We start from the raw sequence: 12,956 nt of genomic DNA, 5'->3' as shown, positions 1-12,956 counted from the left end.
AAAGAATAGTCTACATAAGTTGACTACTCCACCTGTCACATATCATTTTTTAAGATATTCTTAATAATTATTATAAATTCAATAGAAATACTGCTCTGAATTTTCAACTATTCATCTCACTTTTATATTTAAATATGTAATAGAAAAAATACTATTTGTTTTATTCCTAGGCTCTGTTTATTATTAGGAAGATTATTTAGTTTACCTTGATGGAAAATATCATGTCTGAATTAACAAAAACTCTATTAAATATCCGCAGCCTTCGTGCGTTCTCACGTGAATTAACTCTTGAGCAACTTGAAGAAGCGCTAGACAAGCTGACTATTGTTGTACAAGAGCGTCAAGAGTCTGAAGCTGAAGAGCGTGCTGCTAAAGCAGAGCAAGAAGCTAAGCTTTCTGCTATTGCTGAACAAATTGCAAAAGACGGAATTGATGTTGCCGATCTTATTGCTGCACTTTCTGGTGAAGCAAAATCTAAAACAACAAAAGCTAAACGCGCTCCTCGCCCAGCGAAATACAAATACGTAGACGCAAACGGCGACGAGAAGACTTGGACAGGTCAAGGCCGTACGCCTTCAGCTATCCAAGAACAGCTAGATGCTGGTAAATCTCTAGAAGAGTTTGCTATCTAAACATTTAGTTTACTTAGTGAGTAATCAATTACACGCTAAGCAATAGAATTAATATTTAAGTCGACCAAAGTATTATTTACGACTTCAATATATTCAGAAACAAAAAAGGCTCCTTTCGGAGCCTTTTTTATATTTGTACTATCAGTATTAGAAACCAACTGATACTGATAGTACTACTGATTAAAGAAAGTAACTTATCTTTCCCAGTACGCTTCTTCTAGGCTATCTTCTCTTTCAGGAAGGCCACGAGATAAACGTGGAGAGTGTTGAACCAACACTTCATAGCTTGCACGGTTAGAATATTTACAAACTTGTGAGAACGAAGAGTACGTCAAGAATGAATGTTGGTGCTTACTTGAGTTTGGCACGTTTTCTTTGTGGTACTTATTCGCAGCCATATCATGTAATAAAGCAGATAACGCAGCATCACCTGCACCATTGGTATTTTTGATCTTTTCTGGTCCACCCATGTATGGCGCAATGTGCGAATACACTTTGGTTGGGTTTTCACATAAATCTTTATGCGCAGGACGGCTAAATTCAAAACGGTTGAATTCAGCAATTGAACCTGGAAGTAAAGGCAGTGACGTTTCACGCTTAGCTGCATCTTCTGTATAACCAGCCATAAATAGGCCAACAGGTCCCGCAGTACATAGAACAAGGTCTACCCACTCTAGCGCTTTATCTGATGCAGCCAGTGGATCGCTTTCACCCGTTAATGCTTCAGCTTCGTCTTCATTCATTGCAACAACCGTTACGTGTTGCTCAAGGAAGTCTTTCCAGAATTCTGGATCATCTTGAATAACGAACTTAGTACCCAGTGTAAGAACGACTGGCACATCGTATTTCTTCGCGTATTCGATCGCTTTCATTGTTGCTTCAGGCATAGGGTCGCCTGGCTTACAACGAACTAAATAAGCGGTTAAAACTAAAGCAGAAGCACTTTTGAAGATTTTTTCAGGAATGCTTTCTGGTTTTAATTGGTTCATTTGTCCTTCGCTAATTGCGAAAGTACGTTCACCGTCTTCTGTAATTAATGCAAAGCAGCGACCAATTGCGCCATCTACCCCTTGTAAATGGTTCAGATCCATTCTGCTTGATGTATTACATAAATAGCGGTAACCGTAGCTACCAATCTTAATATCTTGGCTCATTACACCTAACAGTGTAGAACGGTCATCCGCTAGCACTGAATAGTTGTGTAATGTGTTACCAATTGTGCCACCAGCGTATTCATTGGTAATCAGGCACTGCTCTTTTAATTCTTGATATAAAGATTCAGCGGCTGCGTCGCCAATAACCAGTGAATGTCCCTTGCTCAAACCATACTTCTCAATAAGTTCAGAACTCACCTTTGCTTCAATATCCACCAATGTTTGGTCAATACCGATAATATGAGTGCGTGACATTCTTTTACTGCTTTGAGCTTGGCTCACTAGAGGATCACGAGCGTGAACCGGAAAGTAGTGCTTTGATTTACGTTGTCCAGGGAATTTCATAGGGCTAGTCTAAGTCAAGGGGAAATAGGTGGCGGATTCTACCGCGCTATATTTAACGCGGCAATCTTTCAAACTATAGCAAACGTTTGCTGAAGGTTTTTTTTATTCGCCTTCCATAAAGCTTAAATCAGGCAGCATGCCCAAATGCTCTGCGTAACGTTTTTGATTAAACTCCGCGCCGTTTTTCATAACGTCAAATACTTCAATTGCCAGTGCACATGCCATAGCCGCAATTGCTTCTTCACGTGGAGTGCCAGTCATCATTAAACGCATCAACGTCTCTTTCACTTTCACTGGTTCGCCATCTTCAAGCTGGTTCTCGATGATCTCAATCAGCTCTTCTTCTTGCATAAATTCGTTTTGTTCAGACATTTTTTTATCTCAGGTCTTGGATTTCGAGCGACTATGCCACATATACTTCTGACATCCTAGCGACTCACCTCGCTCTCATGCGATTCTCTAACAAAGTCAGCGCACTATTTGTGCAAATGAAACTGTGATTCCGGTCTCGGATCTGTCACGGCGTTTCTCTTTCTGTTAGAATCTGCGACCAAGTAATAGTAACGGTGTTTAGACATGTCAGATATCAGCTCTGGAAACAGCGAAAAGAAAGTAATTGTCGGTATGTCCGGCGGTGTAGATTCGTCAGTATCGGCGTATCTTCTTCAGCAACAAGGCTATCAGGTAGAAGGCCTTTTCATGAAAAACTGGGAAGAAGACGATAACGAAGAATACTGCACGGCAGCTGAAGATCTTGCTGATGCTCAAGCGGTATGTGACAAATTAGGTATCCACCTTCACACTATCAACTTTGCCGCAGAGTACTGGGACAATGTATTCGAATACTTCCTTGCTGAGTACAAAGCAGGTCGTACGCCAAACCCAGACATTCTTTGTAATAAAGAAATCAAATTCAAAGCATTCTTAGAGTTTGCAGATGAAGTATTAGACGCAGACTACATTGCGATGGGTCACTACGTTCGTCGTACTTTTCCTACTCAAGAAGAGCTAGACGCTGGTGTGAAACCAGAAATGCTACGTGGCCTAGACAGCAACAAAGATCAAAGCTATTTCTTATACACATTAAGCTCAGACCAAGTGACACGCAGCCTATTCCCAGTTGGTGAATTAGAGAAACCTGAAGTGCGACGTATTGCTGAAGAACAAGATTTGATTACAGCAAAGAAAAAAGACTCAACGGGCATCTGCTTTATTGGTGAACGTAAGTTCACTGAATTCTTAGGCAAGTACCTACCAGCACAGCCGGGTAACATCGAGACACCTGAAGGCCAAGTAATTGGTCAACACCAAGGTTTGATGTACCACACATTAGGTCAACGTAAAGGCCTGCATATTGGTGGCACCAAAGGTGGTGGTGGTAATGAAGAACCATGGTTTGTTGGTGAAAAAGATCTGAAGCGTAATGTGCTGATCGCAGTACAAGGTAAAGACCACCCTCTTTTGAAATCAGAGGGTTTGATTGCTTCTCAGCTTCACTGGGTAAATCGCACACCAATTGCTGAAGTTATGACATGCACGGTAAAAACTCGTTACCGTCAAACCGATATTCCTTGTACAATCATCCCAATTGATGACGAGAACATTAAGGTTATTTTTGATGAACCACAGATTGCTGTGACCCCTGGTCAATCGGCAGTATTCTATCTAGACGACGTTTGTCTTGGTGGTGGTATCATCGAAAAGCGCATCTAACTATTATCAAACGAACGATAGAAGACAACTAGGAGTTACTACGTGGCTAATACACTTTATGACCGTACTATTGCTTTCGCCGGAATTTGCCAAGCTGTGGCTTTGGTTCAACAAGTAGCGAAAGACGGCCATTGTGATAAAGATGCCTTCGAAGCTTCACTCAGTGCTATTTTGAATACCAATCCGGTGAATACTGTGGGCGTATTTGGACGTGAAGCGAACCTAAAGCTTGGCCTTGAGTGCTTAGTAAAAGGTATCGATAGTACTCCAGCTGGTAGCGATATCACGCGCTACATCATCAGCTTGATGGCGCTTGAGCGTAAACTATCTTCTCGTAACGATTCGATGTCTCAACTTGGCGACCGTATACAAACGGCAGAACGCCAAACTGAACACTTTGATCTGTTTGACGAGCAAATGATCAGTAACTTAGCGAGCATCTACCTAGATGTTGTGAGTCCTATCGGCCCTCGCATTCAGGTTTCTGGTACTCCGTCTGTACTTCAGCAGACATCGAGCCAACATAAGGTTCGCGCACTGCTTCTATCAGGGATTCGAAGCGCTGTGTTATGGCGTCAAGTTGGCGGTAAACGTCGCCACCTTATCTTCGGTCGTAAGAAGATGATCGAGCAGGCTCAAATCCTACTAGCTCGAATGTAGTTTATTAGCTCGCGCCTCGTCGCGAGCTTGTTTTTTGTATCAACACAACTCTCACGCAAACGATTGCGCAATGTGCGTGACAATTGAGATTGTTACTGGTATAAACCTCTCAAAATTTAGAAAACTCAATTCAGGAGAACACCATGGAACTGTCAGCATTGACTGCTGTTTCACCAGTAGACGGCCGTTACGGAAGTAAGACTATTGCATTACGCAGCATCTTTAGTGAGTTTGGACTACTAAAGTACCGCTCTATCGTTGAAATTCGTTGGTTACAAAAGCTTGCAGCAACTGATGCAATCAAAGAAGTACCAGCGTTCAGTGCAGAAGCTAACCAGTTTCTTGATGAACTAGCCGCTAACTTCAGCGAAGAAGATGCTCTACGTATCAAAGAGATCGAGCGCACGACTAACCACGACGTTAAAGCGGTTGAGTACTTCTTGAAAGAGAAAGTTGCTGGCGTTCCTGAACTTCACGCTGTAAACGAATTTATTCACTTTGCATGTACTTCTGAAGACATCAACAACACCTCTCACGCGCTTATGCTTAAAGAAGCTCGTGACACAGTGATTCTTCCAGAAATCCGTAACGTAATTGATGCTATCAAAGCACTTGCAAACGAGTACCGTGATATTCCATTACTGTCTCGTACACACGGTCAGCCAGCTTCTCCTTCTACTATGGGTAAAGAGATGGCTAACGTTGCGTACCGTATGGAACGTCAATACAAGCAAATCGAAAACGTTGAGATCCTAGCGAAAATCAACGGTGCTGTAGGTAACTACAACGCACACCTTTCTGCATACCCAGAAGTTGAATGGCACCAGTTCTCTGAAGAGTTCATCACTGAATCTCTTGGTGTAACTTGGAACCCGTACACAACTCAAATCGAACCTCACGATTACATCGCTGAGCTATTCGACGCTGTTGCTCGTTTCAACACGATTCTTCTAGACTTCGACCGTGACGTTTGGGGCTACATTGCTCTTGGTCACTTCAAGCAGAAGACTATTGCTGGCGAAATCGGTTCTTCTACAATGCCGCATAAAGTTAACCCAATTGACTTCGAAAACTCTGAAGGCAACCTTGGTCTAGCTAACGCAGTATTTAGCCACCTTGCACAAAAACTTCCAGTTTCTCGCTGGCAACGTGACCTAACTGACTCTACAGTTCTTCGTAACCTAGGTGTTGGTGTTGGCTACGCAATCATTGCATACACTTCAACTCTGAAAGGTATTAGCAAGCTAGAAGTTAACCGTGAAGCACTACTTGCTGAACTAGACAAAAACTGGGAAGTTCTTGCTGAACCAGTACAAACAGTAATGCGTCGTTACGGCATCGAGAAGCCATACGAGAAGCTAAAAGAGCTAACTCGTGGTAAGCGTGTAGATGGCGAAGGCATGCGTGCATTCATCGACGGTCTTGAAATCCCTGCAGACGAGAAAGTTCGCCTGAAAGAGATGACTCCAGCAAACTACATCGGTCAAGCAATCGAGCTAACTGACAAGCTGTAAGATTCGAATTTCGAATCGCAGAATAGCCTAAGGCTTCCCATGTGGAAGCCTTTTTATTGCGCGGAATTAAATCTATCGACACAAGAATCGTAACCATAAGAACACCAATTCTCCTCCAATTGATCTACTCACCTCCTACTCATTCAATTTAATCACCTAGCTACAACTACACCTGATACCTCAACACTTGTTATCTTAAGCGCCAAGATCAAAAAAGGCCTCCCGAAGGAAGCCTTTAGATTTATCTTTTCGACTAGCGATGGCTAATCATATTAGAAATTACATGTTACGTAGAGACGCAATACGCTTATCTAGTGGCGGATGGCTCATTAATAGCTCAGTAAGAGACTTTTTACCGTTGATACCAAACGCCATCATAGAACCTTCTAGTTGTGGCTCGTGGCTCACTTTTAGACGCTCTAACGCTGCAATCATCTTCTCTTTACCTACCAAGTGCGCAGCACCTGCATCGGCATGGAACTCACGATGGCGGCTATACCACATCGTAATGAAGCTCGCTAGGAAACCAAATACCAGTTCCAGCACCATAGACACACCGAAGTACACCATCATGTTGCTGCCACCCTCTTCTTCATTGTCATTCGACGCAACAATGTTGGCGATGAAACGAGATAGGAAGATAACGAACGTGTTCACAACACCCTGCATTAGAGTCATCGTCACCATATCACCGTTCGCGATGTGGCTAACTTCATGAGCCAATACCGCTTCAGCTTCATCACGCGTCATGTTGTGCAGCAGGCCTGTTGATACTGCGACCAATGAATCGTCACGCTTAGCGCCTGTCGCGAATGCGTTGATGTCTGGCGAGTCGTAGATCGCCACTGTTGGCATGCCAATACCAACTTGTTGAGATTGACGGCTTACCGTCTCCATCAACCAATGTTCTGTTTCGTTACGTGGGCTTTCAATGACCATGCCGCCTACCGAGCGTAGCGCCATTTTCTTCGACATCATTAATGAAATGAATGAGCCGCCAAAACCAAATACCGCAGCCATCACCAATAAACCTGAGAGGCTACCGGGTTGCATACCTGTAACTGCGTATACAACATTAAGAACAACACTTAGTACCAATACAACCGCTAGGTTAGTTGCAAGGAACAACATTACTCGCTTCATTACTTATCTCCGCATGAAAGCTGTTTTTATAAAACTTATTGTTATAGACAAGGCAGACAGCAATAGATTCCAACCTTGAAGACTTATACTTACTTATACATATAGTCTTAGATTAAGAAAACAAGGTTAAGCATTAAATTGCAACATTTGATTACGAGATTATAGCTGAGTTAATCACGGTCTATTAGACCTAAGTCGTATGGTGTCGATATAACAATCCGTTTACAGTGACTTCAGATGATTTATTGGCTAGTCCATGTACAAAAAGGGAACGATCATGGTTGAAGGTACTAACACTCAAATGGCTATCGATTTACTGTGCTGTCACCTAGGGATTACTGAAGAAGAAGCGAAAAAGCAGATCGGTATTCTTACGCCAGAAGCAGCGCAAGCAAACATCACAGAGACACAGCAAGCACTAATGGGACTCACTAAAGAGCACTAATCCCTCGCTTGACTCTATAAAGGCTTAAATAGCAAAAGGGCTGCAATCGCAGCCCTTTTCTTGTTCAATGCCCTAATAACCAATTACAGTGCTAGCAATGGTTGAACATCGATGTACTTACCAATGTTTTTAGACTTCGCTTTTGGGACGTAAGGGATTTCACCTAACTTAGGTGCACCTAACTTATCTTCAAGCATCGCAATAATATCTGCGTAGTGCTCAGTACCTGGATTGATACGGTTTGCGACCCAACCTACTAGGTTTAGGCCATCAGCACGAATCGCTTCTGCCGTTAATAGAGCGTGGCTCAAACAACCAAGTTTAATACCCACAGTCAGTACCACTGGCAGTTGCTCTTTTTTAACCCAGCTAGAAAGATATTCATCGTCTGAAACCGGGACTCGCCAACCACCAGCACCTTCAACTAACACGATGTCAGAGTTTTTCTTATGCTCTTCTAGCTTCGCTGATAATACCGCCTCATCAATTACAACACCATCATGCTTAGCAGCGATGTGAGGCGATGATGGTAGCAACAACGCGTATGGATTGACGTCTTCGTAAGCAATATCTTGCGTCGCCGCTTCTTGAAGATGCAGTGCATCACTATTACGTAGTCCTTCAGGGGATTTTTCACTCCCTGCAGCAACTGGCTTGTAACCAATTGTTGATAAATCTTGTGCGGCCAAAGCTTGAAGAATCGCTTTTGAAACCACAGTTTTTCCCACTTCGGTATCCGTACCTGCAATGAATAATGCATCAATCATAATTGAATAACCCCTAAACAAACTTGATATGTTGCTGGTAAGAAACCTTGATGGTTCTTAAACTCTCGATATTCCCGATCAACAAGCTGCAACATGCGACGACTTGTTAAACCTTGTGAGCGACCACTTACGTGATTAGCGCCGATACCTTTAAGGTCGCGCATCAGTTCAAACGCAGTGTCGTACCAAACGGTGATGGTGGGCAAGTCTAGTTGATGAACGGTACAGCTAGATTGCGCTAACGCAATTTTTACCTTATTGATTGTAATAAAATGGTTAACGTGTTGATGTGCGTCAATTTTGGACCACGACTTTTTCAGTTCAAACAGCGACCCATCAAGCAAAGTTGAGAAAATAACACGCCCACCAGCCGCTGTAACACGCTTCATCTCTCTCAAAGGCGACGACAAATCGTCACACCATTGCAACGCAAGGCTAGAGAAAACGATGTCAAAGCACCCATCCTCAAACGGCAACTGTTCAGCGTCAGCTTGTTGATATAAAGAGACTGATGAGCCGCAGCGTTGTTCTGCCGCTTTTAACATTCCAACAGACAGGTCAGCACACACTACCTCAGCACCACGCTTCACTATCTGTTCGGAGAAATACCCCGTACCACAACCTAAATCGAGTACCTTTAAACCGGAGAGGTCGCTAGGTAACTTATCCAGTAATCGGTGGCCGACATCTCGCTGAAACTCAGCGTGTTTGTCATAGGTTGTTGCTGCGTTTCCGAAGGCTTTGGCAATCGCACTTTTGTCTTGGCCTACGTAATTATTCACTACTGCTTCTTGTGACATTTACTGAGCCTCTTTATTTGATTCTAAGCTTGGATCGATGCCCGATTCACTGCTTCGGTCAATTGCCTGATGCAACGACCTGGTTAACTGATGAATCTGATCCTCACTGTGATTCGCCGTTAAGGTAATACGCAAACGAGCTGTCCCTTTCGGAACGGTTGGCGGCCTTATCGCCGTTACCCAAACTTGTTTACGCTTTAATTCTTCAGCAACAGACAGTGCCGCCTGTGCTTCACCGATTACAAACGGCTTAATCGGAGTCTGAGTATCTATAAAACCTTTCACGCCACTCATCTGCTCCGCATAGATCGCACCTAGCTTCATGAGCTTCTCTCGACGCCACTCTTGCGTCTGAATCATCTGACACGCATGAGACAAAGCCACTGCTTGTGAAGGTGGCATCGCCGTCGAGTACACATGATGACGAGCAAACTGAGTTAAGTAATCACCCACTTCTGACGAACAAAGAATCGCAGCACCAGAAACGCCAAATGCTTTGCCAAAGGTCACCACCAAAATATCGGGGGAGATTTGTGCTGCACTGCAACTCCCAGCTCCTTTATCACCTAATACGCCGATACCGTGGGCATCATCAACCGCCAACCAACTGTCGTATTGATGAGTCAGGTTAGATATCTGGCTGAGAGGCGCTTGATCGCCGTCCATGCTGAATACGCCCTCAGTGACGACCAAGGATTGTAGAGATCGGCTTAATAGAGACTCTAGATGCTGCGTGTCGTTGTGTTTAAAGCGTTTCATGGTTGCATGAGAAAGCATCCCCGCTTCCATCAAAGAGGCGTGATTAAGCTTGTCTTGCAGCAGAGAGTCGTCTTTTTCGAGCAGAGAAAACAACAAGGCTTGGTTCGCACTGAAACCAGAACTAAAGAGAATCGCACGTTCAAAGCCCAACCATTCACACAGCTGAGCTTCTAAATTTCTATGAGCAGGACTAAAACCCGTGACCAATGGCGATGCCGCACTGCCAGCACCATAAAGGGAAAGCCCAGCTTGCCACGCCTCCACCAATTCAGGGTCGTTCGCCAAGCCTAGGTAATCATTACTCGAAAAATTAATAAAGCGAGAACCTTCGCAATTAAGCAAAGGACCATTACTGTTTTCGAGCACTTTAAGTTGACGAGTTAGCCCCTGCTCACGGCGTTGAACAAGGGCATCTTTGATACGGGATTTAAACAGTGGCATCGTAGAACATGTCATCTTTCGTTGGACGAGCAGCAACGCGCTCCACTACTTGATCTAACAGTTCGTTTTCTTGAATTTCATCAGGCTTCTGAGCCACTTGTTGGCTGTTGATGCCTAACTTCTTAAACAGCTGCATGTCCGTGTCTTCATCTGGGTTTGGCGTAGTCAGTAGCTTACAACCGTAGAAGATAGAGTTCGCGCCAGCCATGAAGCACATCGCCTGCATCTGTTCATTCATATTCTCGCGACCTGCAGATAGACGAACCGCTGACATTGGCATCATGATACGAGCAATCGCAATCAACTTAATGAAGTCAAAAGATTCAACATCATCGACGTTTTCCATCGGTGTGCCTTTCACTTTCACGAGCATGTTGATTGGCACACTCTCAGGGTGTACCGGAAGGTTCGCTAGCTCTACCAGCAGGCCTGCACGGTCATTGGTACTTTCGCCCATACCAATAATGCCACCAGAACAGATCTTCATACCGGCATCACGTACGTGAGATAGCGTATCTAAACGATCTTGGTAAGTACGAGTGGTGATGATGCTGCCGTAAAACTCGGGAGACGTATCAAGGTTATGGTTGTAGTAATCCAAGCCTGCATCCGCTAACTCGCCAGCTTGATCAGGGGTTAACATGCCTAGTGTCATACAGGTTTCTAGACCCATACCTTTCACACCTTTGATCATATCAGTCAAGTGAGGCATATCGCGTTCTTTCGGGTTTTTCCACGCCGCGCCCATACAGAAACGAGTCGAGCCCGCGTTCTTGGCTTTTTGCGCCGCATCCAAAACACGCTCTACTTCCATTAGGCGTTCTTTGTCGACATCCGTTCGGTAGTGAGCACTTTGAGGACAATACTTACAGTCTTCAGGACAAGCACCAGTCTTAATCGATAGAAGCGTACTCACCTGCACGTGGTTGTGCTCTTGGTACTGTCTATGAACCACTTGAGCTTCAAACATTAAATCCATAAACGGTTTTTCAAGCAGTGCTGTTACTTCAGCAACTGTCCAGTCATGACGAACTTCCACGTGTCGATCCTTTTTTATTATTTGATGTTTCATCTCTATCAATAGAGATTGCATTTATGCTTGGCTAGTCTACCGACAAGCTTTAGACTGTCAACACATTGATAATATCAAAAGTTTACATCTGGTTATTTTTTAACCACACCAAGAATGGAAGTTACTATGGATCTCGCCTTTGATCGCCAGCATATCTGGCATCCCTACACATCAACGTTAACACCTCTGACCTGCTACCCAGTCACCAACGCAGACGGTGTTTACCTAGAATTAGAAGGCGGAAAACGAATTATTGATGGTATGTCATCTTGGTGGTCAACCATCCACGGCTACAATCACCCTGAGCTAAACGCTGCAGCTCATAGTCAAATCGATAAGGTTTCACACGTTATGTTTGGTGGCATCACCCACCAGCCCGCTATCGATCTATGTAAGAAGCTTTTGAATCTCGCGCCAAGTAATCTTGAGCATGTATTTTTGGCCGATTCAGGTTCAGTTGCCGTAGAGGTTAGCCTCAAGATGGCATTGCAATATTGGCACGCTAAAGGACAACCTCGTTCAAAGTTCCTCACACTAAGAGATGGCTACCACGGTGATACCTTTGCGGCGATGTCAGTGACCGACCCTGACAATTCGATGCACAGCCTCTACAAAGGCTTTTTGCCGGAACATATTTTCGCTGATTCGCCAAAAACAGGCTTTTGGGATGAGTGGAACTCAAGTGACATCGATAGTTTTAAAGAAAAGCTGGCAGCACACCATCAAGAAGTCGCAGCGGTGATCTTAGAGCCTATCGTTCAAGGGGCTGGCGGCATGCGCATCTACCACCCTGAGTTCCTAAAACAAGTTCGCTTGCTGTGTGATGAATTCAACGTATTGCTGATCTTGGATGAGATTGCGACCGGATTTGGCCGCACAGGGGAACTGTTCGCTTGTGAGCATGCCGATGTTCAACCGGACATATTATGCGTAGGCAAAGCTTTAACTGGTGGCTATATGACATTGTCAGCGACGCTTGCGAGTAAGGAAGTTGCTGACACGGTATGTGGCGGTGAAGCAGGCTGCTTTATGCATGGGCCAACCTTTATGGGCAACCCATTGGCTTGCGCAGTCGGTGCGGCAAGTTTATCCATCATCGAGCAAGGCCATTGGAAAAATCAGACTCAACAGATTGAACAGCTCTTTTCTGAGTTGTTACCACCGTTGCGAGAACATGAACTGGTTAAAGACGTGCGTTGGTTAGGCGCTATTGGCGTCGTTGAAACTCACACACCCGTCGATATGGAAGCCATTCAAGCTCACTTTGTAGAGCAAGGCGTTTGGATCCGTCCGTTTGGTAAGCTAATTTATATGATGCCTCCGTTTATTATCAAACCACAACATATTGAGCAATTGGTCGCTGCTATCGACACTGCATTACAAAATACTCATTGCTTTAAATAAGGCGTTTATTGCTCTAAACAAGAGCGACGATTATTTCTATATATCTTCATTAATAAATCATTTAATTAAACTAAAAGGCCTTACATAAAAGTAAGGCCTTAACTGCT

At 44.1% G+C, this 12,956-nt stretch carries 13 protein-coding genes; 6 read left to right on the top strand and 7 right to left on the bottom strand.

The features are described 5' to 3' along the window. The first annotated feature begins 221 nt into the window (after window positions 1-221). A complete protein-coding gene (locus AB4558_RS17240; protein ID WP_017060262.1) occupies window positions 222-632 on the top strand; it encodes an H-NS family nucleoid-associated regulatory protein in 411 nt (136 codons plus the stop codon). Between the two features lie 194 nt (window positions 633-826). On the opposite strand, the gene AB4558_RS17235 is transcribed toward AB4558_RS17240, so the two are convergent. Next, window positions 827-2,131 (bottom strand): inosine/guanosine kinase, encoded by a 1,305-nt coding sequence (locus AB4558_RS17235; protein ID WP_017065317.1) that lies wholly within the window; start codon window positions 2,129-2,131, stop codon window positions 827-829. Between the two features lie 102 nt (window positions 2,132-2,233). Beyond that, a complete protein-coding gene (locus tag AB4558_RS17230; protein WP_010439986.1) occupies window positions 2,234-2,503 on the bottom strand; it encodes a hypothetical protein in 270 nt (89 codons plus the stop codon). A gap of 204 nt (window positions 2,504-2,707) precedes the next feature. On the opposite strand from AB4558_RS17230, the gene mnmA reads away from it, so the two are divergent. The 3 genes from mnmA to purB all read left to right on the top strand — a co-directional run bounded on the left by mnmA (window position 2,708) and on the right by purB (window position 6,018). Beyond that, the gene (gene mnmA / locus AB4558_RS17225; RefSeq protein WP_372073103.1) at window positions 2,708-3,844 is read left to right on the top strand and encodes a tRNA 2-thiouridine(34) synthase MnmA; all 1,137 of its coding nucleotides are present in this window, start codon (window positions 2,708-2,710) and stop codon (window positions 3,842-3,844) included. A gap of 42 nt (window positions 3,845-3,886) precedes the next feature. Further along, window positions 3,887-4,504, top strand: a complete 618-nt coding sequence (gene hflD / locus AB4558_RS17220; RefSeq protein ID WP_010439981.1) for a high frequency lysogenization protein HflD — start codon at window positions 3,887-3,889, stop codon at window positions 4,502-4,504. 143 nt (window positions 4,505-4,647) lie between these two features. After that, on the top strand, window positions 4,648-6,018 hold the full coding sequence (gene purB, locus AB4558_RS17215; RefSeq protein WP_372073105.1) for an adenylosuccinate lyase: 1,371 nt from the start codon (window positions 4,648-4,650) through the stop codon (window positions 6,016-6,018). 279 nt (window positions 6,019-6,297) lie between these two features. Here purB and htpX read toward each other — a convergent pair whose 3' ends face one another. After that, a complete protein-coding gene (gene htpX / locus AB4558_RS17210) occupies window positions 6,298-7,161 on the bottom strand; it encodes a protease HtpX (protein ID WP_372090168.1) in 864 nt (287 codons plus the stop codon). 256 nt (window positions 7,162-7,417) lie between these two features. On the opposite strand from htpX, the gene AB4558_RS17205 reads away from it, so the two are divergent. Further along, window positions 7,418-7,606 (top strand): hypothetical protein, encoded by a 189-nt coding sequence (locus AB4558_RS17205; protein ID WP_372158944.1) that lies wholly within the window; start codon window positions 7,418-7,420, stop codon window positions 7,604-7,606. Window positions 7,607-7,689: 83 nt separating this feature from the next. On the opposite strand, the gene bioD is transcribed toward AB4558_RS17205, so the two are convergent. The 4 genes from bioD to bioB are packed head-to-tail and all read right to left on the bottom strand — an operon-like array spanning window position 7,690 to window position 11,412. Then, window positions 7,690-8,373: a dethiobiotin synthase gene (bioD, locus tag AB4558_RS17200; protein ID WP_017060255.1), complete on the bottom strand. Its 684-nt coding sequence runs from the start codon at window positions 8,371-8,373 to the stop codon at window positions 7,690-7,692. Next, complete coding sequence (gene bioC / locus AB4558_RS17195) at window positions 8,370-9,173, bottom strand: malonyl-ACP O-methyltransferase BioC (RefSeq protein WP_372158941.1); 804 nt, start codon at window positions 9,171-9,173, stop codon at window positions 8,370-8,372. The genes bioD and bioC overlap by 4 nt, the downstream gene beginning before the upstream one ends. Beyond that, entirely contained in the window at window positions 9,174-10,373 is a 1,200-nt protein-coding gene (bioF, locus tag AB4558_RS17190) for an 8-amino-7-oxononanoate synthase (RefSeq protein WP_372158943.1), read from the bottom strand. After that, a complete protein-coding gene (bioB, locus tag AB4558_RS17185; protein ID WP_016792500.1) occupies window positions 10,360-11,412 on the bottom strand; it encodes a biotin synthase BioB in 1,053 nt (350 codons plus the stop codon). Before bioB ends, bioF begins: the two co-directional genes overlap by 14 nt. 159 nt (window positions 11,413-11,571) lie before the next feature. Here bioB and bioA point away from each other — a divergent pair, with 159 nt between their 5' ends. Beyond that, window positions 11,572-12,849, top strand: coding sequence for an adenosylmethionine--8-amino-7-oxononanoate transaminase (bioA, locus tag AB4558_RS17180; protein ID WP_102332950.1), 1,278 nt, complete (start codon window positions 11,572-11,574; stop codon window positions 12,847-12,849). Window positions 12,850-12,956: the final 107 nt, after the last annotated feature.

This window comes from Vibrio sp. 10N.222.51.C5, from assembly GCF_041474575.1.
Lineage (GTDB): Bacteria > Pseudomonadota > Gammaproteobacteria > Enterobacterales > Vibrionaceae > Vibrio > Vibrio crassostreae_C.
The sequence above is the reverse complement of the archived record's forward strand: the minus strand, read 5'-3'. Positions and strand labels throughout refer to the sequence as shown.